Raw genomic sequence first — 21592 nt, 5'->3', positions numbered from 1 at the left:
ATTAAGCAGTATATTTGCCCATGATTTCTCCGCAAAGATATGATCAACGGGGCGTATCTGCATCAAAAGATGATGTACATAATGCCATTAAAAATATTGATAAAGGAATTTTCCCTAAAGCATTCTGCAAAATTGTACCGGATATATTAACTAACGACCCCGACTATTGCAATATTATGCATGCCGATGGCGCGGGCACCAAATCATCGTTGGCATACACCTACTGGAAAGAAACCGGTGACATTTCTGTTTGGCGCGGCATTGCGCAAGATGCCATCATCATGAACCTGGACGATTTGCTGTGCGTGGGCGCTGTAGATAATATTCTGCTTTCATCAACCATTGGGCGCAACAAAAACCTGATACCCGGCGAAGTGATAGCGGCCATCATCAACGGCACCGAAGAGATACTGGCGGAATTACGTGATGCCGGCATCGGCATCTACAGCACCGGCGGCGAAACTGCAGATGTAGGCGACCTTGTGCGCACCATCATCGTAGACAGCACAGTTACCTGCCGCATGAAACGTGCCGATGTAATATCTAACCACCGCATACAACCCGGCGACGTAATAGTCGGCCTGGCATCGTACGGGCAAGCTACTTACGAGAAAGAATACAACGGCGGCATGGGCTCTAACGGCCTTACTTCCGCCCGTCACGATGTTTTCGATAAAACCATCGCGAATAAATTCCCCGAAAGCTTCGACCCGGCAGTACCTTACGACCTGGTATTCTCGGGCAGTAAAAAACTAACCGACCAAATTGAAATAGGCAATGGCGAAACCGTTACCGCCGGTAAACTGGTACTTTCTGCCACCCGTACCTACGCCCCAATCATCAAAACCATATTAGATAAGTACCGCAGCCAAATAAACGGCATGGTGCATTGCAGCGGCGGCGCACAAACCAAAGTGCTGCACTTTATCGATAGTCTGCACATCATCAAGGACAACCTCTTCCCTATCCCACCGCTGTTTAAGCTGATACAGGAAGAAAGCAACACCAGCTGGCAGGAGATGTACAAAGTGTTCAACATGGGCCACCGTATGGAGCTTTACGTACCCGAAGAAATAGCCGGCGATATCATCAGCATATCTGAAAGCTTCGGCGTGCCTGCGCAGATCATCGGCCGTGTAGAAGCGGCAGATAAAAAGAGGGTTACCGTTACATCGGAATTTGGCGTGTTTGAATACGAATAGCCTCTAACCATAACAGATAAATATTAATTGACCAAGCGTCAATCATTGTAAAGCATCGCTAAAACGCGGTGCTTTTTGTTTACTTGAGCGACATACAAAACCACTAACGATTTTTTTAAAAAAACATTTGCGTAACCCAAAAGTTACTTATACATTTACGTAACTTAAAAGTTACCCATTATGAAACGACACATCAATCACCAGTTCAGCTTCCCGCATCCGCCCGAACTTGTTTGGGAGTACCTCACCAAATCTGAATTAATGGCATTATGGCTTATGAAGAATAATTTCCAGCCGGTAGTAGGGCACGATTTCCAGTTCCGCACGGGGCCTATCGCCAACCTCGATTTCGATGGCATATTCCATTGCAAGGTATTGGAAGTGGCCCCCTTTACGCGGCTCTCCTACTCGTGGGGCAGCGGCCCGGGCGAGGGCGTAATCACGCTCGATTCTGTAGTGGTATGGCAACTGCAGGCCACGGATAAAGGCACCGATGTAACGCTGGAGCATAGCGGTTTCCATAAGCCCGAGAACGAAGCTTTCTACAACGGCCTCAACCATGGCTGGGTGGAGAAATTCGATAAAATTGCCAAACTTTTAAACGAAGCACAGCATGACAACAGCAACGCTTGACGTATTCCAGGTAATTGGCGACCCAAGCCGGAGAAAGATGCTGATGCTGCTTATGGATGATAGCATGACTATCAACAACCTGGCCGATAACTTTGAAATGAGCCGACCTGCTGTATCAAAACACATCAAAATATTGCATGGAGCAGGGTTTATCAGTATAGAGGACGTGGGCCGCGAAAGGTATTGCACCCTTAAAAAAGACGGGTTCGAAGAAATACAAGCCTGGATTGCCTACTTCGACGAATTCTGGGCATCGAAACTCAAGAAACTAGAAATTTTGCTAAATAACAGGTTACCCAATTAACAAGGCATGTAAACAACTATGGCAAAGCCTAAAGCCGCGCTAATTTGCGTGGCTTTAGGCTTTAATTCATGCAGCGCGTTTTATGGATAATTACTGCTATTTTGCGGGATAAATACCCGGTTAAAGCATGTTAGAATTTTTAAAGGGGCAGGCTGCTATTGTTTTATGGCTTATTTTTTTGGCAGAGAACCTGCTGGTTACGGCTATTGGCGTATCAACCGGTTGGCTTATCCTTAAACTTGGCAAAAAACCTCTACGGCCGGCTTCGCGTATCGAGATACTTACCTGCATCGGCACTAATATTATCAATACAGCCATAACTTATGCGGGCTTCTGGTTATGGCAAAATGGCTATCTTATTTTTGGTTTCGAAGTAAATTGGCATATCCTGCCCGATTTCCTGCTGCTTTTCCTGGCTATGGATCTGGCTATGTACATACTACATTACGCCATCCATCAAATGGCCCTCTATAAAGTAATCCATCGTTTCCATCATCATTACCGCAACCCCATCCCTATCGACTTGTTCGTGCTCCATCCACTGGAAACATTGAGTTTCGGCAGTTTATGGTTATTTACGCTTGCGCTTTACCATTTCAATTTCTACTCGGTTCTTATATATCTTAGCCTGAACGTAGTATTCGGCATTATAGGCCATTTAGGCGTAGAGCCGCTGCCTGCTAAGCTACGCGATAGTTACTTTCTCAAATACCTCGGCACCTCATCGTTCCACCATAACCACCATACCGATATAAACCACAATTTCGGTTTCTACACCAGCATTTGGGATAGGATATTTAAAACTTACAAAGCGTAGGTAAGACAGCTGCTTATTTTAAGCGAGCATTTCTAACAATGCAAAAGCACCGTCCTTGTAATGCAGGGGCATTCCGGGTTCGTAAATTATGGTGGTGTCTTTTATAAAAGTAAAACCGCAGCCTATGTAATAGTTGATGAGACGATCGTTCCCGGCGCCTGTATCTATGCGGATAAGCGTCAAATTATTTTCCAGCGCATATCCCCTCGCCCATGTAATGATGTGCTTAACCAGGTTTAGTCCACGCGCCTGCTGGCCGCTGGCAATGCGGTGAATATACATAGCGTGTGTATCGTCGTTCAGCTCCTGCCATATTTCAGGATCGCTAAAGGTGAGGCAAAACACGCCCACGATATGGCCATCTGCCAATATCTTATAATGCCTCGCCTCGTCGATTTCCTTTTCTATCTGTTCGGCCTTAAAGCCATACCAATGGTTATTGCCCACTTGTTTTTGGTAAGCTATGGCATCATCATACAGGGGGAATACCGACGGTATATCTTCGTGGTTGGTGTGTTGTATCTTAATTTGCATATAACGCAGAATGTTTCCTGTCCAATTAGTAAGAGGTTAGTCGAGTAAAAATTCAACAAAAAACCCCGGCTTTGCGGCCAGGGTTTTTTGTTATTACGCTAAAGCGTTGTTTAGTTGAAGATATACCTCAAACCAAACTGAGCTTGCCAGCGTGAAGCTTGTGATACACCGTTACCCCAAGTGCTTGTAAGCGGTACCTGGTTGGTGTTATCTAAGTATGGGAACGAGTAAATTGGTTTTCCGTTGTCCGGGTCAGCTGTGTTGTTAGCATTGGTATAGATACCTTTGTATGATAATAACAGCGCCCTGTTGGCAAATTTAAAGTTACCCCAGTTGCGGTACAGGAAGTTGCCTAAGTTGATAATGTTGAACTCGAACTGCAGGGTATTTTTGATTTTACCTGTAGTTTGGTAAAGATCCTGAGTGAAGTTAAAGTTAACCAAATGGAAGTAAGGCAATACCAAACCGTTACGCTCAGCATATTTACCACGGCGTTTGCTCAGGTAAGGATCCTGGTTGATGTAGTTGTTCAACTGTGCGTAAAGTACGCCACCGTTGGCAGCACCACCCGGGTTAAGCAATGTTTTGGTACCGGTACGTAAGTCAGCAGCGTTATCGCCAACTAAAATAATGTCTGTTGCGTCTTTAGGTACGTAAAGCAAATCGTTGCTGGTTTGTCCGTCGCCGTTTACGTCACCGCTGTATGCGTATGAAGTAGAACCTGCGTTAGCAGCTTCGTAGGTTAAACCTACCGAAGTCGATAGGTGACCAAGGTATGCTTTTTTGTAAGAAAATGCAGCGATAACGCGGCTTGGCTGGCGGAAGTTGGTGTAAGAAGTTACATCAGCATTCGGGTCGCCAGATACTGAACGGTCTCTCCAGGTTGATTGCGAGATCGAACCACCATCGTTAACCGAACGGGAATCGGAGTAAGTATAAGCCACCATGAAGTACAGGTCTTTGAAAGTACGCTGTAATTGGCCGGTGATATTAAAGGCATAACCTTTTTTAGTGTTAGTCAGCAAGATCGCATCGCTAATGTTAGGCAAAGCTGCAGTGTTGCCGCCTGTTACAGCTGGGTACACGGAAGTGCTGCTGTAACGGAGACGGTTGTCGCTTCCCTTCAATGCTGTACCTGTTGTAGGCAATGCAACGTTTTGGAAGATAACCGCGTTCAGGTCTTTAGAATAGCTACCCTCTAAGGTACCAATGATACCGAATGGTAATTTTTGGTCGATAGCTAAGTTAACCCTAAAGTTAGAAGGGAATTTGAAATTTTTATCAGTAGCAACCAGGTTATAAGCAGTGTTTGCAGTAGCTGATGCCGGCCTGTTTGCGTTAACATCCGGTTTGAATATAAAACGTGGATCGTTCGCAGGGATACCACCTGATGCTGGCAATGGCACAACTGTATATGAACCAAACTGTACGCCGTTGTTGCTGGCCTGGTTAGATATGTACACGTAAGGAACAGGGCCCTGGAATATACCGGCACCACCACGGATCTGGGTTAAGCCTTCGCCGTTAACATTCCAGTTGAAACCTACACGTGGAGAAAATTGTAAAGTAGCTTTCGGAAATTGTGCGGTATTTACTTTGTAACCATCCCTGAAACCTGTTAAAGCAGCAGCGTTAGCATTGAACTGGCTTTCGGTATTGTAGCTTGGCAAATCGAAACGTACGCCGTAAGTCAACTTAAAGTTATCGGTAGCCTGCCATTTATCCTGCAGGTATAAACCTATTGTGTAAGCTTTTACGTAAGCGAATGGGAAGTCGCCCAAGGCAGAGTATTGCAATGCGTAACGCACCGCTGTTGGTGTACCGTTGTTGGCAGATTCGTAGAAATCAGCTAAGCTTTTGAAACGGTATAAACCGTTATAGTTTGGCGCGAAACCGTTTTTGTAGCTGTTGAACTCAGCAGATGCACCGATGTTGATCTCATGTTTACCAGAGAATATGGTAAAGTTATCGCTAACCTGGCTAGTGTTGGTGTTCAGCAAGTTGTTGGCAGTGAAAGGCTCATAACCAAATGAGGTTAAAGTACCTGTACCTGCTGCGTTCAGGATGTCAACAAGCGGGAAAGAACCGCCGCCCGGTGACGAACGGAAATCGCGCAGCGCCTGGTAACCAACGGTGAATTTGTTGGCAAATTTGCTGCTGATGCGGGTGTTCAACTCGGCAATACCGATGTTGAAGTTGTTGTTGATGGTGTAATAAGAAGAAAAGAAAGGCAAGCCTGTAAAGCCAGGGCTACGGCTATTCCCTTGTGCGCCCGAACCGCTTGGAGGTACGTCGCGTAAAGATTTCAGGTAGAAATACTTTAACGATAAGGTGTTGTTCTTGTCAACGTTCCAGTCTAACTTGGCAGTAACTTTATCAGAGCGGGTACGCAACTGATAGTTTTCGAAAGCGCCTGCATCATAGTTATACTTGGTTTTCAGGAAATCTTTCAAAGTGTTCAGATCATCGTAGGTAGCCTGTGAAATAGTACCACCTGCAACCTGGCCGCTGCGCAATGCAGTGTAAGCAGTAGCCGGATCGCTGATCCTCTCTTGCTCGCCAGATACGAATAAGAACAATTTGTTTTTGATGATTGGGCCACCTAAGCTGATACCACGCTGGGTATAGTTAATAGTTGGTTTTAAAACATCAGATGTTAGGGTGTGTAAGCCTACTAAACCGGCAGTACGTTTGTAAAGGTAAACGGTACCTTTAAATTCGTTTGTACCGGATTTGGTTACGGTGTTAACACTAGAACCTGCGAAACGGCCCTGGGTAACATCAAATGGGTTCACAGCAACCTGTATCTGCTCAATCGCATCAAGCGAGATCGGCTGTGAGTTAGTTTGGCCACCCAGTGTACCCGATAAACCAAATGAGTTGTTAAATAAAGCACCATCCACAGTAACGTTATTACCATTACCGTTACGGCCGCCAAAGCTGTTACCGTTAGATGATGGAGTTAACTTGGTGTAATCCTGGATAGACCTGTTGATGGTTGGTAAACGATCGATCTGGTTACGGGTAATGATTTCCTGTGAACCTGTACGTGAGTTGTTGATAACCTTGTTTTGCGTGCTCACCACACGAACCTCGCTTAACGAAGTGCTGGTTGGCAACAATTTGGTATCAATTCTAAACTCCTGACCCAATGATAAGGTAACATCATTTTCAACCTTAGAATTAAAGCCGATGAAAGAGAATGTAACCGTGTAAGGCCCGCCGATACGTAAGTTGGGCAAGTTGTAACGGCCATCCACACGGGATACTGTTGCGTAGTTGGTACCGGTTGGGGTATGCAAAGCCGTGATAGTAACACCCGGCAATGGCAAACCTTTCTCGTCAACTACAGTTCCTGATATACTACTTGTTGTTTGCTGTGCAAAGCCTACAATAGTTGTAAACAGGGCGAAAATTAATAGAAGTAAATGCTTCCTCATACGCTGTTTTTTTAATTTTAACTGTTAAGTGATTAAATTCGAGGACAAAGATAGGCAATTGCCTCATTGCCAATGTTAAGTTAGTGTTAACAATAATTATATATTTTTCAACATTTTACGCGCTTAGCAGCTAATAATGGAAACATGGGTAATTTTTAGTATAATATTTACATTATTAAGACCGTTTACACAACCCTTGGTTGTGCGATTTTGCCACGCCATGTTAAATTATCATGGTAAACTCCTAAAAATGCCGTTTTTTTTCATTTCACCGCTTTTTACTTAGCTTTGGCATTCAAAATCAAAAAAGATATATAACTATATGGACTACGATTTAATTGTTATTGGTTCGGGCCCGGGTGGCTATGTGGCCGCGATACGTGCATCACAACTGGGTTTAAAAACCGCTATAGTAGAAAAAGAATCCTTAGGCGGCATATGCCTCAACTGGGGCTGTATCCCTACCAAGGCTTTATTAAAAAGCGCACAGGTTTTTGATTATTTGAACCATGCTGCTGATTATGGCATAAAAACCAGCGGCGGCGAAGTTGATTTTGAAGCCGTTATCAAACGCAGCCGCGGCGTGGCCGATGGCATGAGCAAAGGCGTTCAGTTTTTGATGAAGAAAAACAAAATCGATGTTATTATAGGCTACGGCTCGCTTAAAAGCAAAGGCACCGTTTCTGTTAAAATAGCAGACGGCAGCACAAAAGATTTTACCGCTAAACATATTATTATAGCAACAGGCGGCCGTTCGCGCGAGTTACCAAACCTTAAACAGGATGGTAAAAAAGTTATTGGCTACCGCCAGGCCATGATACTCCCCCAGAAACCAAAATCGATGGTGGTGGTAGGCTCGGGCGCTATTGGCATCGAGTTTGCCTATTTCTATAATGCCATAGGCACCAAAGTCACCGTAGTAGAATTTCTGGATAACATCGTACCGCTTGAGGATGAAGAAATATCAAAAGGCCTTGCCCGTATATTAAAGAAACAAGGTATCGCCATCATGACGGCGTCTACCGTAGAATCTGTTGATACCAATGGCGATGGCTGCCGCGTAAACGTTAAAACCGCTAGCGGCAATATCGTTTTAGAAGCTGATGTAGTATTATCGGCTATCGGTATCTCAACCAACATCGAGGGTATAGGGCTGGAAGAAAACGGCGTAAAAACCGATAAAGGCAAGGTATTGGTTGATGATTATTACCAAACCAACGTTGAAGGCGTTTATGCCATTGGCGATATCGTTAAAGGCCAGGCATTGGCTCACGTAGCATCTGCCGAGGGTATCATCTGCGTAGAAAAAATTGCAGGCCACCACCCCGAGCCATTAAATTACAACAACATACCGGGCTGTACTTATTGCTGGCCCGAAGTTGCTTCGGTAGGTTATACCGAAAAAGCTGCTAAAGAAGCGGGCTATGAGATTAAAGTAGGCAAGTTCCCGTTCTCCGCATCGGGTAAAGCCAGTGCTGCAGGCGCAAAAGATGGTTTCGTGAAACTCATCTTCGATGCTAAATACGGCGAGTTCCTGGGTGCGCACATGCTGGGTGCCAACGTTACTGAAATGATTGCCGAAGTAGTTACCGCCCGCAAGCTGGAAGCTACCGGCCATGAGATCATCAAATCGGTACACCCTCACCCAACCATGAGCGAAGCCGTGATGGAAGCCGCTGCCGACGCATACGGCGAGGTGATACACTTGTAATCGAACCAACGATAATAATAACTGAAAGCACCCTGCAACGGGTGCTTTTTTTATGGCCCTAACTTCCGCCATAAAAATACAAAAGCCGCCCTCGACGAATCAAGGGCGGCTTTAAACGATAGTGTCGGCTAATTATTTCAAATATTCTTTATCGAGGAACACGTAACGGCCCCTAAACTGCGGGCTTTCCCGTTCTAAAATAGTCTTAACATCTATATTGATAAACGACACCGCGCTGCCTTTGGTATTCGCGGTCCATTTTGGTACGCCAGCACCATTGGGGTTGCCAGTTTTAATAAAATTGGCAAAATAGGTTTCCATTATATTAGATACCTTGTAGTCATCCGGCCCCCACTCATAGGTTAGGTTGGTGGCCAGGTTGCCCATGGCGTATTCTATTTCTGAAGCGTGTGCCGCGCCGTTATAAGGTTGCGGCCCTTTTGGCGGCTCCGGCTTGTTGCCATCGCCTGCGATGATACCGCCTGCCAAGCCAGGCTTGGCGTTGCCCATCTTAGCAGTCATGGCGGGGCGGGGGCGCGAAAACAGGTAGCGATAAACCGGCTTGCCGCTGGTTTGGGCATGCAAATCAGCCCATTTCCAGGTGCTGTAGCTTATAAAGCGGTCGCTGGCCAGCTCCGTGGCCGATTTTATTACCTCCTCTTCGGTTGCGCCGGGGTATAGTTTCAATACTTCATCGGCTTTATCGCCATAAAACATTTTCAATTGCTTCAGGTAGTTCTCGGGCGTTGGCGGTAGGCCATACATCACCGCCTGGAAAGGTATCTCCGCGGAGTTCCAGCCAACCAGTAGCGGTACTTTTGCCTGCTGGCCCGCGGCAAATACGTCGGCAGGTTTTTTGGTTAGGAAATAGCCATCTACCACTGGCGACGAAGTTGGCGGCATGCCTTGTTTCGAGGCTATATCCAGCAGTTCTGATGCGGGTATGGCGCGCAGCGCAGCCAAAGTGGTAGCTCCCGCCTTGTCGCCGAATTTGATGCCGTTCGCTTCGGCATCTGCCAATGGAATAGCGGGCAAAGTAGGTTTTATCATGGCCCCGCTTTCGCCAATAGCACCGGCTATTAGGTTTTTTGATAATGGAGAGGCCATCTGCGCCGAAACAGCAATAGAGCCTGCCGACTCGCCTGCGATAGTCACCCGTTTAGGGTCGCCACCGAAAGCAGCTATATTGGCCTGCACCCAGCGCAGGGCCGCGTTCTGGTCCATCAGCGCGTAATTGCCCGATGACTGGTGCGGCGATTCCTTGCTCAGTTCAGGGTGCGCCAAAAAGCCGAACACGCCGAGCCTGTAGTTTACCGTTAGCGATATGATGCCGCGTTTGGCCATGCTCTCGCCATCGTAACGCGCTTCTGAGCCGTCGCCGGCTACAAAACCGCCGCCATAAAAGTAAACCAGCACGGGCATCTTCTCCTTAGTTTTTTTGGCAGGCACCCATACGTTAAGGTAAAGGCAGTCTTCGCTCATGCCCGGCGAGCGGAAACCCATATCGCCGAACACTTTTTTCTGCATGGGGTTGTAGCCAAAGGTATCGCATTTGCGGATGCCCTTCCAACCGGCAACCGGCTGCGGGTCTTTCCAGCGCAAATCGCCGATGGGCGGCTGCGCGAAAGGGATGCCTTTAAAGCTTATCACGCCCGATTTTTCGCGCACGCCCTCCAATTGGCCGTTGCTAATTTTCACCAGCGTTTGCGCCATTGCGGCCCCGGCAAACGCAAATGGAATCATTAATAAAAATGCGATTTTTTTCATCTGATATTTGATTTATAATTGGTTTGGATTGAACTGTGCCAAAACCTTCCAGCGAAGGTTTTATTATTGTATCATTATGTTACAATAATAATTCGTAACATTGGCATTATCAAATTTATTTGAGGCGGCAGGCAAAATAATGAGCAGCACTAACATAGCTACAGAAAGCAGCGCGACGGGCGAAGGATTTATCCCTCACCTGGCTATAGATGCCGTGATATTCGGTTTTCATGATAACCAGTTAAAGGTGCTACTAATGCAATACAGCATTACAGGCCTGCATGCCCTTCCCGGAGGTTTCGTTAAGATTACCGAGAACCTTAACGATGCCGCCAAACGCGTAGCTACAGAACGTACAGGCTTAAGCAACATCTACCTGGAGCAGTTCCACGTGTTTGGCGATGTTGCCCGGCACGACCCTACCCCTTTCATATCCTTTATGGAAGCCGATGGCAGTACCCATAACCCCAGGCATTGGCTGCTGCAGCGCTTTATCAGCGTAGGCTATTTCGCGTTGGTGGATTTTACCCAGGTTACCCCCACTCCTGATAAGATATTCGACGACTGCGGATGGTATCATCTTAATGCCCTGCCGCCATTGATACAAGACCATACCGCTATCGTACATAAAGCTCTTGAAGCATTAAGGATAATGCTTGATGATAAACTGATTGGCTTTAACCTACTGCCCCGCGATTTTACCATGGGCGAGCTGCAAAGCCTATACGAAACCATATTGGATAAGAAGCTGTTGCGCCCCGCTTTCCAGCGCAAAATGCTTGGCCTGGGCATATTGGAGCGCGTGGCGAAGAAATTTAGCGGCGGCGCGCATAAAGCACCGTATTTATATCGTTTTGTTTATAAATAAGTTGCTACTTTTATAACCGATGAAACCTACGGTTATTATAGAATACTGCCCAAAGTGCAACTGGCTGCTGCGCGCAGCATACATGGCGCAGGAATTACTCACTACCTTTAGCGACGACCTTTTTGGTGTTACCCTGCAACCAAGTGAAATTAGCGGTCGTTATACCATATATGTGAATGCGGAAGTACTGTTCGACAGGAAAACCATTGGGCGTTTCCCGGAGATTAAGGAATTGAAACAATTGCTGCGCGATGCGGTTAATCCGGGTAAAAACCTGGGGCACTCAGATAAATCCTAATTTTATACTAATTTTTCAGCTGTTAGCTTAACAAAATTTGTTTACGTAACTTTGTCGCTTAATTTTTCAAATGCTATCCAAAAAAACGAAATACGCTATAAAAGCACTGGTTGCCATGGGCAAAAACATGGACAAACCGCCGATGCAGATATCGAAAATTGCCGAAATAGAGAAAATTCCGAAGAAATTTTTGGAACAGATACTTTTAGACCTGCGCAACGCGGGGTTTTTGTACAGCAAAAAGGGTGCTGGCGGCGGTTACAGCTTAAATAAAGACCCAAAAGACATTTTTTTGGTGAGTATTATGCGAATTACCGATGGCCCGATAGCTATGGTTCCTTGTGCAAGCATCAATTTTTATCACCGCTGCGATGAGTGCCACCAGGAACACACTTGTGGCATACGCGATGTGTTTATTGAGGTGCGCGATGCTTCGCTCAAGATACTTTCAGAAACCAGTATAGCCGATATCATTGCCAGGGAAACCGGCCTCATAAGCAGAGATTAGTGATTGGAGGTTAGAGATTTTGGAAGGAGATTGCTTAATCGCTCTGCCTACGGGCTGCTAACCAAGTTAAAATTGGCAAAACCAATCCGAAATCGGGCGTTCAGTTAATCCTAAATTAACTAACCTGTAAACTCCGGCCTCTAAACTCTATTCATTTATCTTCTCAGAGATATTCTTGATGGCCTCATCCAGCCGCTTGGCAGAGCTTAGCAGGTATTCTTCGCATTGCTTGTACTCTTCTTTGTTATTATCGCTATGTTGGATAATATCCATTATGCCCAGTATATTAGTGAGGTGCTTGCGTACCTCGTGCGAGTTGATGAACGCCAATTCGGCCTTTTTGGTTGCGAACAATAACTGTTCGTAGTGCCTTTTTTGTTTCACGTTACGGTAAATAAGCGCAATGGCTACAATGATGAGCGCAGCCACCACTACCATAAATATCAACCAAAGGCGCTCCTTTTCGTAAACTGCAGTACGCTGAGTGTAGGAGTTCTCAGCCTCGTCTATCCTTATCTGCGACGATATATCCCCCACTTTCGCCAGCCTCAGGTTATTCTCCTGCGATTCTTTAAGGGCCAGCATAAAGTTATATGCAGCCAGTTTTTCATCGCCTTGTTTCTCTGCTATCTGCGCAAGCAGTTCATATAAGTGGTATTTTATTTCGGGGTGGTTATTAGCAGAAGCAACAATCAGTTGCTCATCCGCCTTCTTTTTGGCCGAATCGAGCTGCCCGTTCATAAAAAAGGCATCTGCCAGGCGCTGATCCTCAGTTTCGTTATAAATGTATTTGGGGTTCTTTACCAACGCCTGTATTTGTTTTATGGCTAGCGGGTAATCATGTTTTAACAGGGTAATATAATAGGAGGTGCGTTGGCGGTAGTTAAAAATCTTATAATTCTTATTGCGCGGGTCGTTCAGTTTGGCATGGTAAGTTTTCAGCGAATCGAGGTTATTCATCCTGAAATAATTTTCCGACTTATTATAATATAATACGCTCGATAGCAAAGTCATATTTTTTTCGTCGTTGGCAATAAGCGCCAGGGCCTTATCCAGGTAGTTTAAAGACTGCGTATAGAAGCCCGATTTATAATAAAGATCGGATATATTGATATTGAGCGATGCCTGCGGGCGGTTATCTTTCAGCTTATCTTTCAGTTTTACTACTTCTTTTTTTGCTAAACGGTAGCTATAGATGGCCGCTATGAAGTTCCCCTGGTCGGTTTGGATGAACCCGAGATAGGTATAAAATTGAAATAACAGGTGCGCATCGTTCCGCCTCTCGGCTATCTGGATAGCCTTGTTCATGTTGATCTCGGCATCCTTCAGGTTATGTTGTTTGTAAAGCGCAAAACTGGTCATGAAGGTTGAGAACGCATCCTTATCAACCATCGAATATTTCGTAAAAGCCTGATTAAAAGTGTCTTTAACAGCATTCAGCTTACTAATTTCCGATGCTTGTATGTAATTCTTTATAAAAAGAACCAGCCTTTTCTGCCGGAGGAAATCATCCTTTTGCTGAAGGATATTGGCTAACGTATCCTGGTTTATCCTGGGCTGATGAAAGGGCACAACGGTAGCCACAGGCACATTTGCCTTTAACACAAAAGTAATTAGGAGGGGGAGCGTAAAAGCAATAAGGAGCTTTCGGAGCATGTAGTATATTTTCCATAAATTTACGCTTGCGTTTGATAAAAACAAATTAATTGAAAATATAGATTTTGCATTTATTTTAGTTTTTTTAAAACCTTTTAAAAAAAACCACGTATTAATACTTGGTTAAATATAAATGTGTATATTTACAAAAGTTTTTACCGACTGATTCACAAATAAACCAGATAACATATAATTTATACGATAATGAAAAAATTAATACCTCTGATGTTGCTTATCGTTTCTGTAAGCATCTACTCTTGCCAGAAAGAACACAGCGTTAAGCCAGCTTCTATGGGTTCTATCTCCGCTAAAATGAAAAAAGACACTACTCCGCCGTCGTTTAAAGTATCAAGAGATACTACTCCGCCGGCAAGTGCAACTATGTCAAGGGACACTACTCCTCCTTCGAAATAATATCCTCTTTTAGAGGATTTAGATATACCAGCCTGTGCATTTATGCACAGGCTTTTGTCGTTAACAAAAATCCTGAACGAATATAAATGACGATGCACGGTTGAGGTCCTTATTACGGCAATGAGCACAGTCTCTTTTGCGTCGAAAGAAAAGCCGGCCCATATTCCCCATCGGATGTTTTTTAGCCCGAAACAAGCCGGTTACTGAGCGCAACTAGATGATAAAATCACTTATTTTAATAAAGCGCAAAGGTATTAGGCTTTAGAAAATATGCCCGGAAGTTAAAATGATAAGCCGATGAACCCGATTTTTCCCGTTATCATATTTGTCTTTAAGTTAATCGGAAAAACACCTGAATTGCTTGACAAGCAAACAAAAACGCAAATATATTGGCTAAAACCCTGCCTAAAGGGCATCAATTGGCATGGGGCGCCAAACACTGCTTCGTGTAAGGCTTACAGGGCAAACCAGTCCCAAACCAGGGGCGTATTTCGCAAAAAAACAACGGAATGGCTCGCGCTTAACTATCAAACTTATCCAACAGCTTCAGTAGCGTTTCGAAATCTTTGGGGTATGGCGCGTGGATGGTTATATCCTCGCCGTTTACCAGCTTAAAAGTTACCTCGTAGGCGTGCAGGGCAAAACGCTTCATTATCGGCAGTTCTTCCTGATCTTTACCCAATTGGTATTTGCGTTTTAATTTTGATAAAAATACGGGGAGTCCTTTATACATCTCGTCTCCCGCAATAGCGGCACGCTGCGATGCCAAATGGATGCGTATTTGGTGCATACGGCCCGTTACCGGGCGGCACTCTACCAGGGTATAATGTTTATAGTATTTTAAAGATTGGAACCAGGTTTCGGCGCGTTTACCATCTTGCCTGCTGATGGTTACGTTGCCCTTACCGACGTTGAGGATGGGCAAATCGATGAAGAGTTCCTCGAAAACGTGCGTGCCGTCTATAACGGCATGGTACACTTTCTTCACCTTGCGCCGTTCAAATTGCATGCTTACCGCGCGGTATGCCTCGGGGTTTTTGGCAATAATAAGCGCACCGGAAGTCTCTTTATCAAGCCGGTGACATACCTGCGCATCGTCGCTGTACTGCTTTGCCAGGCGCAGCATGTTGATCTCGCCGCCCTCGCGTTCATCCAGCGAGCTGATGAACGGGGGTTTGTTTACTACGATGATGTCATCGTCTTCAAAAAGTATCAGGTCGGCAAATTTCGGGAACTTCATATTTTATTATAGCCTGCAAAAATACGGTTTATTAAATTAATACGCATATGCCGTAACGGGCAGAAAACAAAATATGCCGGCTTCCTGTTATTATCCCCGAAAAACAACATTAACCATCTACCTAAAATAAAACACGCCATGAGCACATCAAAAACACAACCCGATGAAAAGGGTTTTTTCGAAAAAATAAAAGACACTATAGAAGAGTTTTGGGAAGGCACCAAAGATACCGCCGAAGATCTGAAGGATAAAGCCGAAGACAAATTCGAGGATATCAAAGAATCGGTTACTGCTAAAAAGAAAACCGTAGCCAAAAAGGCATCGGCAACAAAAACAGCCGTAGCCAAACAACTGAGCGACAACGCCACCAAAGCTAAAAAAGAAGTCGCCGAGGTGAAGGCTAAGGCCTCTGCCAAAGCAAAAGCGGTAACAGCCGAGGCTAAAGAAACTGCGGCTGAAATTAAAGCCAAAGCAGATGAAAAAGCTAAAACAGTAGCCGCAAAAGCTAAAGATGCTACCGCTGAAATTAAAAAAACGGCAACTGCTGCAAGAACAAAAGTGGCCATAAAAGCTAAAGCATCAGTAAAACCAGCTGCTGCAACGCGTAAAAAAGCGGCAGCCAAAGCTTAGGCCATAACTCTTTTATCAATATAGTAAGGCCTGCCATCGTTTGATGGGAGGCCATTTTTTGCTGACACCCCAGCCGAAGCTGTACACGCGGCAATTATTAGTGGGCTAAATGAGCATTTCAAAAGATTTAGGTTAAATTTGCGCCATAAAATGAAAGCATTCTACGGCGATTTACGATTAGGTATCTTAGGCGGCGGCCAACTGGGCCGCATGATGATACAGCAGGCCATCAATTACAATGTTACGGTTAAAGTGTTAGACCCCGACCGCGAGGCCCCCTGCCGCCGGCTTTGTAACGAATTCATCGTTGGTTCGCTTAGCGATTACGAAACCGTGTATAACTTCGGCAAGAAGGTAGATTTGCTTACTATAGAAATAGAGAAGGTAAACGTAGATGCGCTGGAGCAGTTGGAGAAAGAGGGCGTGGCGGTTTACCCACAATCGCGCATTATCCGTTTGATACAGGATAAGGGCCTGCAGAAGCAGTTCTTTAAAGAGAATGGAATCCCTACTGCCGAGTTCCAGATCATTTCATCGGCCCAGCAACTAAAAGAAAGTCATATCCCGTTCCCGTATATCCAAAAGCTTCGGCGCGATGGTTACGACGGCAAGGGCGTTTATAAAGTACTGGACGAAAGCTACCTGGCCGGTGCCTTTGCCGAACCGAGCCTGGTAGAACGCATGATAGATTTTGAAAAAGAAATTGGCGTAATAGTAGCCCGTAATGAAAATGGTGAGGTGAAAACCTTCCCGCTGGTAGAAATGGAGTTTAACCCGCAAGCCAACCTGGTGGAGTTTTTAATATCGCCATCTACCCTACCCTTCGAGGTGCAGCAGGACGCAGAGAATATCGCCAAAAAAATAGCCGAAACATTAAATATAGTAGGCTTGCTGGCCGTAGAGATGTTTTTGGATAAAAACGGCAAGATACTGGTTAACGAACTTGCGCCACGTCCGCACAATAGCGGCCACCAAAGCATTGAAGGCAACGTGGTATCGCAGTTTGAGCAGCACCTGCGCGCCATATTCAACCAGCCCCTGGGCGACACCGCATGCCTCAGCAACGCCATTATGGTAAACGTATTAGGCGAGGCCGGATACGAAGGCCCCGCCGTTTACCAGGGCATAGAAAAGATATTGAAATGCGCCGGAGTGTACGTACACCTTTACGGCAAAGCCTTAACCAAACCCTTCCGCAAGATGGGGCATGTTACCATTATAGATAACGACAGGGAGAAAGCAATTGAAAAGGCAAGGTACGTGCAGGAAACGCTGAAAGTGATAGCGTAAAATCTACCCATTAAGCCAACCCATGATTAAAAAGCTTAGGCTCATCTTACTATTAGTTGCATTATCGTCAACTAATACGCTATTCGCACAAACACCTGTTAAACAGAGTTTGGTTGATATTGCTACTTTAGATTTCCCTGAACAGCCTAACGAAAAAAATGTGGCTGGCGTGGGTAAAACGTTCCGGCTGGTAAAACCAGCTCAAAGTTACAACGCCCTTGTTATAAATATAGATACTGCTAAGTCCGTGATTAAAACGCGCCAGGACCTGGACTTATTTTATTCGGGCGTGGTAGATGGCGCAGCAGATTCTACGGAACGCAGGAAGCTGTTATATGTTAAACAGATAATTGTTGGCAAATACCGGGCTGTGGAGTTTAAATTTCTTGATACCTCTACTCCGAGGAAATTCACCGTTTATGCGCGTGCAGTTTATCTCGACTCGAATTTATTTATGTACAACTTTACGGTTTACGACGATACCATCGCTGGCCTCGATGCTGAACGTGAACGATTTTTAAATTCTTTCACAATAACCAAAACAACTACACGGCAGTTATAAGTAAGCTCAAAAGAAAAAAAACGCATAATATGCCGGGGCAAAAAGCATAGTTCGTCACGCCATTTCGCCGTTCCGTCACTTTTACTTTCGAAAACCCTCCCGGTGAGGTAATATTGATTTAAAAATCAAAACACCTTACCAATGATCAAATCTAAACTTTTTTGGGCGGGCGCAATTTTGCTGTCGCTCATCCCCCTCATCGTACTCGATATCCCGAAGCATTATATCGATTGGGTGAGAGAAGTGCATGATGAAATGATAGAAACGGTTTATAATAGTTATCATTTAAACCAGGCACAAAAAACGCAGATCCTCGACCACATTTTAGCCGCCAATACCAACCTGATGGCAATGATGTATATCAAAAGTTTTTTTGGCATAATTCTTTTAGTTGCAGGCATATGGTTGTTTCTGCTCCATAAAAAACAACGCGGGTTTCAATTTTGGAAGGCATCAGGTACTATAATACTGCTTTTAACAGCAACAACGGCTGTCAAAATATTCTCATGGTACAGCTTCACTGGTGATGAAAAAATAAAATTATTAAACCGTTCATCGGCCGATACCACCCTCCAAAATATTTACAACGCCAATTTTAAAGGCAAAGTAGTGTATGTTGATTTCTGGGGTACTACCTGTGGCCCCTGCCTTGACCAGTTCCGAAACTTTACAAAACCGCTTAAAGAAAGGTATAAGAGCAGAAAAGATATAGCCTACCTGTACATTTGCGGCGGGCACGAAGCTATGTGGCGGCAACAATTAACAAAATACGATATCGAGGGTTCGCATATCTTCCTCGATTCCAAAGAATACACCAGCCTTTACAAAAAATCGATCATAGGAAGTAAAGACACATTGGTAGCCATGCCGAGGTATTTGATCATAGACAAAATCGGTAAAATTGCAGAAACGAGCGCGGCAGAGCCGAGCGATAAGGATGCGATATCTCGCCAACTTGACAAATATTTAGCATTTAAGTAAAATTTGAGCATTTTTGAGGAGGCAACATACAAGCCTAAAATTTTACAGAAATGAGCCAAGCAAAAATTGCCATTATCATGGGCAGCAAATCCGACCTGAACATTATGCAGGATGCCGCCGATGTACTGAAAGAACTAGGTGTAGATTACGAAATAACCGTGGTATCGGCCCACCGCACGCCTGACAGGATGTTTACTTATGCCCGCGCTGCTGCCGACCGTGGCATTAAGGTAATTATAGCCGGTGCCGGTGGTGCTGCGCATTTGCCGGGCATGGTGGCTTCGTTGACGCATTTACCTGTAATTGGCGTGCCCGTAAAATCGAGCAATTCTATCGACGGCTGGGATTCTATCCTGAGCATACTCCAGATGCCGAACGGCATTCCTGTGGCAACCGTAGCCCTCAATGCTGCTAAAAATGCAGGGATTTTGGCTGCGCAGATACTCTCTACTGCGGATGAAAGGCTAGTTGTTAATCTGAAAGCTTTTAAAGAAGAATTGGCGAGGAAGGTGGAAGAATCGGCACGGGAAATGGAAGGGTAACAACCATTAACCACTATCGTTATTGCTGTAAGGAACGAAGACAACCGACCAAAGGGAGCTCATTGATACCTTAAAGAAAAATTAAAATATCAATAATCTCTACGTAACACAATCCGCTTTGCAAGTCCGCCCTGCTAATCGGGAGATTGCTTCGTTCCTCGCAATGACGCGGTGGGAAAATCATATAACAAGAAAGGCACCTTAAAATAGGCGCCTTTCTTGTTATATAAAATCCCGTTGTACTTACGCAGTTACCACGTGCTCTTTGCCGGCTAAGTAACGCTCGGCATCTATAGCGGCCATACAGCCTGTGCCGGCGGCAGTTACTGCCTGGCGGTAGATATGATCTTGCGCATCGCCGCAGCAAAATACGCCTTCAACGTTTGTTTCGGTAGAACCGGGGCGGGTGATGATATAGCCGGTAGCATCCATGTGCAACCAATCGCGGAAGATATCGGTATTGGGTTTATGGCCAATGGCTACAAAGAAACCGGTAACATCTAAAACAGAGGTTTCGTTGGTTAAGTTGTTGCATACTTTAACTGCATTTACGCTCTGCCCGTCGCCCAGTATCTCAATGGTATCGGTATTATAAAGTATTTCGATATTCGGGGTATTCAGCACACGGTGAACCATGGCTTTTGATGCGCGGAACTCATCACGGCGAACAATCATGTACACTTTGCGGGCCAATTTAGCCAAATAGGTAGCTTCTTCGGCAGCGGTATCCCCTGCCCCGACTATCGCTACATCTTGCCCTTTAAAGAAGAAGCCATCGCAAACGGCGCAGGCCGAAACGCCGAAGCCGCTGTATTTTTGTTCAGACTCCAGGCCCAGCCATTTTGCAGATGCGCCGGTAGATACGATAACCGTATCGGCCAGGATGGTTTTGCTTTCGTCAACCACCACTTTGTGTGGCAACGACGAGAAATCTACCGAGCTTACGTATCCGAAACGGATATCAGTACCCAATCGCTCGGCCTGTTTGCGGAAATCTTCCATCATCTCGGGGCCCATAATACCATCCGGGTAACCTGGGAAATTCTCTACATCGGTAGTTTGGGTAAGTTGCCCGCCGGCCAGCATACCGGTGTACATTACCGGCTTAAGATCTGCACGCGAAGCGTAAATAGCCGCCGTATAACCTGCAGGACCCGAACCAATAATAAGGCATTTAACGTGTTCTATATCTTGTGACATTGTTGTTATTCTTTCTGTGAAATATGATGCGAATTTACGGTTTATCAGAGAGCGGGGCAATAGGTAACCGTCAGCATATTGCCATTGTTATTTAGACGAGCCGTTAGTTATCGTCGGTGTACCTGTAATGCAAAATCAGGTTTACTTTTCCCTGAATCGGAACATTCTTTTTCGTGGCGGGCCTCCATTTAGGACTATTGACTATGGCATCCATAAGCGTCTTTTTCAACAAAGGGTCTTCAGTTTCTATTACGGGGTCTATAAGCGATCCGTTGATATCTACCGTAAAAACAATACGCACAAACCCTTTTACCTGCGGGAAGCCCGATTTTCGTAAGCTCCTAAAGAGATAATTTTCGTAATTATAACGTGGAGCAGCATTCATGATTTGGTCGGCGCGTTCAAAATCTTTTTGCCTCACTCGGTTGCCGTTCTTATACAGTTCGTGGGTTTGTATGGTACTATCGGGGTAATAAAAATACCAATCGCCTTCTTTACGGCCCTTTACATAATTGCCCGATGAGCCAAGGCGGCCATCTTTATAAAACCCATAGTATGGCCCGTTAAGGGTATCGGCTGTGTATGATTTTGAATAAACTGTTTTTCCCTCAAAATTAAAATCTACCCATGTCCCTTCCTTTTTCCCGTTTAAATAGTATCCCGTACTTATAGGTTTAAGCAGCGTATCCATATAGCTACCCTTGTCGGCAGCATAAACTTTTACGATAGATGTTTCATAAAACGTTACCTTTCCGTGCGCTGTAGCTAAATCTTCGTCCAGATAGGTGCCTTTAAATAGCAGATTATCTTTCATATCGAATTTGGCTGCATACCACGATGAATCCGGAAGTTTTTTGTAAAGAAAGTAGCTCACCGCCTTCGATGAATCTTTAGTAACCTCACCCCATTTGTTGATAAAACGTTTTTGAAACTGAGCAAACGCATCAGGCGAAAAAACAAACAACACAGCCAGTAATAACAGTATTCGCTTCATT

Annotated in this window: 20 protein-coding genes; 13 read left to right on the top strand and 7 right to left on the bottom strand. The window is 45.0% G+C overall.

Going from position 1 to position 21592, the window contains the following annotated elements; genetic code table 11:
* Nucleotides 1-20 precede the first annotated feature (20 nt).
* The 4 genes from AC1DYT_RS07555 (at nt 21) to AC1DYT_RS07540 (ending at nt 2956) form a co-directional block, all read left to right on the top strand.
* On the top strand, nt 21-1202 hold the full coding sequence (locus AC1DYT_RS07555) for an AIR synthase related protein (RefSeq protein WP_477469023.1): 1182 nt from the start codon (nt 21-23) through the stop codon (nt 1200-1202).
* Nucleotides 1203-1382: 180 nt separating this feature from the next.
* Entirely contained in the window at nt 1383-1835 is a 453-nt protein-coding gene (locus AC1DYT_RS07550) for an SRPBCC family protein (protein WP_477469022.1), read from the top strand.
* Nucleotides 1816-2139, top strand: coding sequence for an ArsR/SmtB family transcription factor (locus tag AC1DYT_RS07545; protein ID WP_477469021.1), 324 nt, complete (start codon nt 1816-1818; stop codon nt 2137-2139). The genes AC1DYT_RS07550 and AC1DYT_RS07545 overlap by 20 nt, the downstream gene beginning before the upstream one ends.
* A gap of 127 nt (nt 2140-2266) precedes the next feature.
* The gene (locus AC1DYT_RS07540; protein WP_477469020.1) at nt 2267-2956 is read left to right on the top strand and encodes a sterol desaturase family protein; all 690 of its coding nucleotides are present in this window, start codon (nt 2267-2269) and stop codon (nt 2954-2956) included.
* A gap of 18 nt (nt 2957-2974) precedes the next feature.
* On the opposite strand, the gene AC1DYT_RS07535 is transcribed toward AC1DYT_RS07540, so the two are convergent.
* Both AC1DYT_RS07535 and AC1DYT_RS07530 read right to left on the bottom strand, forming a co-directional pair.
* The gene (locus AC1DYT_RS07535) at nt 2975-3490 is read right to left on the bottom strand and encodes a GNAT family N-acetyltransferase (RefSeq protein ID WP_477469019.1); all 516 of its coding nucleotides are present in this window, start codon (nt 3488-3490) and stop codon (nt 2975-2977) included.
* Nucleotides 3491-3600: 110 nt separating this feature from the next.
* Complete coding sequence (locus tag AC1DYT_RS07530) at nt 3601-6930, bottom strand: TonB-dependent receptor (protein WP_477469018.1); 3330 nt, start codon at nt 6928-6930, stop codon at nt 3601-3603.
* 322 nt (nt 6931-7252) lie between these two features.
* Here AC1DYT_RS07530 and lpdA point away from each other — a divergent pair, with 322 nt between their 5' ends.
* The gene (gene lpdA / locus AC1DYT_RS07525; protein ID WP_477469017.1) at nt 7253-8641 is read left to right on the top strand and encodes a dihydrolipoyl dehydrogenase; all 1389 of its coding nucleotides are present in this window, start codon (nt 7253-7255) and stop codon (nt 8639-8641) included.
* A gap of 132 nt (nt 8642-8773) precedes the next feature.
* Here the strand turns inward: lpdA and AC1DYT_RS07520 are convergent, their stop codons facing one another.
* Nucleotides 8774-10408, bottom strand: coding sequence for a carboxylesterase/lipase family protein (locus tag AC1DYT_RS07520; RefSeq protein WP_477469016.1), 1635 nt, complete (start codon nt 10406-10408; stop codon nt 8774-8776).
* A 139-nt stretch (nt 10409-10547) separates the two neighbouring features.
* Here AC1DYT_RS07520 and AC1DYT_RS07515 point away from each other — a divergent pair, with 139 nt between their 5' ends.
* The 3 genes from AC1DYT_RS07515 (at nt 10548) to AC1DYT_RS07505 (ending at nt 12082) form a co-directional block, all read left to right on the top strand.
* Nucleotides 10548-11276 (top strand): NUDIX hydrolase, encoded by a 729-nt coding sequence (locus tag AC1DYT_RS07515; RefSeq protein ID WP_477469015.1) that lies wholly within the window; start codon nt 10548-10550, stop codon nt 11274-11276.
* Nucleotides 11277-11295: 19 nt separating this feature from the next.
* A complete protein-coding gene (locus tag AC1DYT_RS07510) occupies nt 11296-11574 on the top strand; it encodes an Rdx family protein (protein ID WP_477461102.1) in 279 nt (92 codons plus the stop codon).
* Nucleotides 11575-11644: 70 nt separating this feature from the next.
* Nucleotides 11645-12082, top strand: coding sequence for an RrF2 family transcriptional regulator (locus AC1DYT_RS07505; protein WP_477469014.1), 438 nt, complete (start codon nt 11645-11647; stop codon nt 12080-12082).
* A 147-nt stretch (nt 12083-12229) separates the two neighbouring features.
* Here the strand turns inward: AC1DYT_RS07505 and AC1DYT_RS07500 are convergent, their stop codons facing one another.
* Complete coding sequence (locus AC1DYT_RS07500; protein WP_477469013.1) at nt 12230-13687, bottom strand: tetratricopeptide repeat protein; 1458 nt, start codon at nt 13685-13687, stop codon at nt 12230-12232.
* A gap of 985 nt (nt 13688-14672) precedes the next feature.
* Nucleotides 14673-15392 carry an RluA family pseudouridine synthase gene (locus AC1DYT_RS07495; RefSeq protein WP_477461098.1) on the bottom strand — a complete coding sequence of 240 codons (720 nt, stop codon included), beginning with the start codon at nt 15390-15392 and terminating at the stop codon, nt 14673-14675.
* 138 nt (nt 15393-15530) lie between these two features.
* Here AC1DYT_RS07495 and AC1DYT_RS07490 point away from each other — a divergent pair, with 138 nt between their 5' ends.
* The 5 genes from AC1DYT_RS07490 (at nt 15531) to purE (ending at nt 19397) form a co-directional block, all read left to right on the top strand.
* On the top strand, nt 15531-16022 hold the full coding sequence (locus tag AC1DYT_RS07490; protein WP_477469012.1) for a hypothetical protein: 492 nt from the start codon (nt 15531-15533) through the stop codon (nt 16020-16022).
* Between the two features lie 150 nt (nt 16023-16172).
* Nucleotides 16173-17312 carry a 5-(carboxyamino)imidazole ribonucleotide synthase gene (locus AC1DYT_RS07485; protein ID WP_477469011.1) on the top strand — a complete coding sequence of 380 codons (1140 nt, stop codon included), beginning with the start codon at nt 16173-16175 and terminating at the stop codon, nt 17310-17312.
* Nucleotides 17313-17334: 22 nt separating this feature from the next.
* Entirely contained in the window at nt 17335-17874 is a 540-nt protein-coding gene (locus AC1DYT_RS07480) for a hypothetical protein (protein ID WP_477469010.1), read from the top strand.
* A gap of 141 nt (nt 17875-18015) precedes the next feature.
* Nucleotides 18016-18855 (top strand): redoxin family protein, encoded by an 840-nt coding sequence (locus AC1DYT_RS07475; protein WP_477469009.1) that lies wholly within the window; start codon nt 18016-18018, stop codon nt 18853-18855.
* Between the two features lie 50 nt (nt 18856-18905).
* Nucleotides 18906-19397 (top strand): 5-(carboxyamino)imidazole ribonucleotide mutase, encoded by a 492-nt coding sequence (gene purE / locus AC1DYT_RS07470; RefSeq protein WP_477469008.1) that lies wholly within the window; start codon nt 18906-18908, stop codon nt 19395-19397.
* Nucleotides 19398-19640: 243 nt separating this feature from the next.
* On the opposite strand, the gene trxB is transcribed toward purE, so the two are convergent.
* Together trxB and AC1DYT_RS07460 are read right to left on the bottom strand one after the other, a co-directional pair.
* Nucleotides 19641-20597, bottom strand: a complete 957-nt coding sequence (gene trxB, locus AC1DYT_RS07465; protein ID WP_477469007.1) for a thioredoxin-disulfide reductase — start codon at nt 20595-20597, stop codon at nt 19641-19643.
* Between the two features lie 103 nt (nt 20598-20700).
* Nucleotides 20701-21591 carry a toxin-antitoxin system YwqK family antitoxin gene (locus tag AC1DYT_RS07460; RefSeq protein ID WP_477469006.1) on the bottom strand — a complete coding sequence of 297 codons (891 nt, stop codon included), beginning with the start codon at nt 21589-21591 and terminating at the stop codon, nt 20701-20703.
* Nucleotide 21592 lies beyond the last annotated feature (1 nt).

The organism is Mucilaginibacter sp. P1_D10 (assembly GCF_056406215.1).
Note: the sequence above shows the minus strand (reverse complement) of the source record. Positions and strands in the feature narration are given on the sequence as shown.

What these genes read in the sequence shown, in the direction of transcription:
- AC1DYT_RS07545 (WP_477469021.1), top strand. Translation starts at nt 1,816, where the DNA reads ATGACAACAGCAACGCTTGACGTATTCCAGGTAATTGGCGACCCAAGC.
- AC1DYT_RS07520 (WP_477469016.1), bottom strand. Translation starts at nt 10,408, where the DNA reads ATGAAAAAAATCGCATTTTTATTAATGATTCCATTTGCGTTTGCCGGG.
- AC1DYT_RS07485 (WP_477469011.1), top strand. Translation starts at nt 16,173, where the DNA reads ATGAAAGCATTCTACGGCGATTTACGATTAGGTATCTTAGGCGGCGGC.
- AC1DYT_RS07535 (WP_477469019.1), bottom strand. Translation starts at nt 3,490, where the DNA reads ATGCAAATTAAGATACAACACACCAACCACGAAGATATACCGTCGGTA.
- AC1DYT_RS07505 (WP_477469014.1), top strand. Translation starts at nt 11,645, where the DNA reads ATGCTATCCAAAAAAACGAAATACGCTATAAAAGCACTGGTTGCCATG.
- AC1DYT_RS07495 (WP_477461098.1), bottom strand. Translation starts at nt 15,392, where the DNA reads ATGAAGTTCCCGAAATTTGCCGACCTGATACTTTTTGAAGACGATGAC.
- AC1DYT_RS07510 (WP_477461102.1), top strand. Translation starts at nt 11,296, where the DNA reads ATGAAACCTACGGTTATTATAGAATACTGCCCAAAGTGCAACTGGCTG.
- AC1DYT_RS07490 (WP_477469012.1), top strand. Translation starts at nt 15,531, where the DNA reads ATGAGCACATCAAAAACACAACCCGATGAAAAGGGTTTTTTCGAAAAA.
- purE (WP_477469008.1), top strand. Translation starts at nt 18,906, where the DNA reads ATGAGCCAAGCAAAAATTGCCATTATCATGGGCAGCAAATCCGACCTG.
- AC1DYT_RS07550 (WP_477469022.1), top strand. Translation starts at nt 1,383, where the DNA reads ATGAAACGACACATCAATCACCAGTTCAGCTTCCCGCATCCGCCCGAA.
- lpdA (WP_477469017.1), top strand. Translation starts at nt 7,253, where the DNA reads ATGGACTACGATTTAATTGTTATTGGTTCGGGCCCGGGTGGCTATGTG.
- AC1DYT_RS07515 (WP_477469015.1), top strand. Translation starts at nt 10,548, where the DNA reads ATGAGCAGCACTAACATAGCTACAGAAAGCAGCGCGACGGGCGAAGGA.
- AC1DYT_RS07530 (WP_477469018.1), bottom strand. Translation starts at nt 6,930, where the DNA reads ATGAGGAAGCATTTACTTCTATTAATTTTCGCCCTGTTTACAACTATT.
- AC1DYT_RS07480 (WP_477469010.1), top strand. Translation starts at nt 17,335, where the DNA reads ATGATTAAAAAGCTTAGGCTCATCTTACTATTAGTTGCATTATCGTCA.
- AC1DYT_RS07460 (WP_477469006.1), bottom strand. Translation starts at nt 21,591, where the DNA reads ATGAAGCGAATACTGTTATTACTGGCTGTGTTGTTTGTTTTTTCGCCT.
- trxB (WP_477469007.1), bottom strand. Translation starts at nt 20,597, where the DNA reads ATGTCACAAGATATAGAACACGTTAAATGCCTTATTATTGGTTCGGGT.
- AC1DYT_RS07555 (WP_477469023.1), top strand. Translation starts at nt 21, where the DNA reads ATGATTTCTCCGCAAAGATATGATCAACGGGGCGTATCTGCATCAAAA.
- AC1DYT_RS07540 (WP_477469020.1), top strand. Translation starts at nt 2,267, where the DNA reads ATGTTAGAATTTTTAAAGGGGCAGGCTGCTATTGTTTTATGGCTTATT.
- AC1DYT_RS07475 (WP_477469009.1), top strand. Translation starts at nt 18,016, where the DNA reads ATGATCAAATCTAAACTTTTTTGGGCGGGCGCAATTTTGCTGTCGCTC.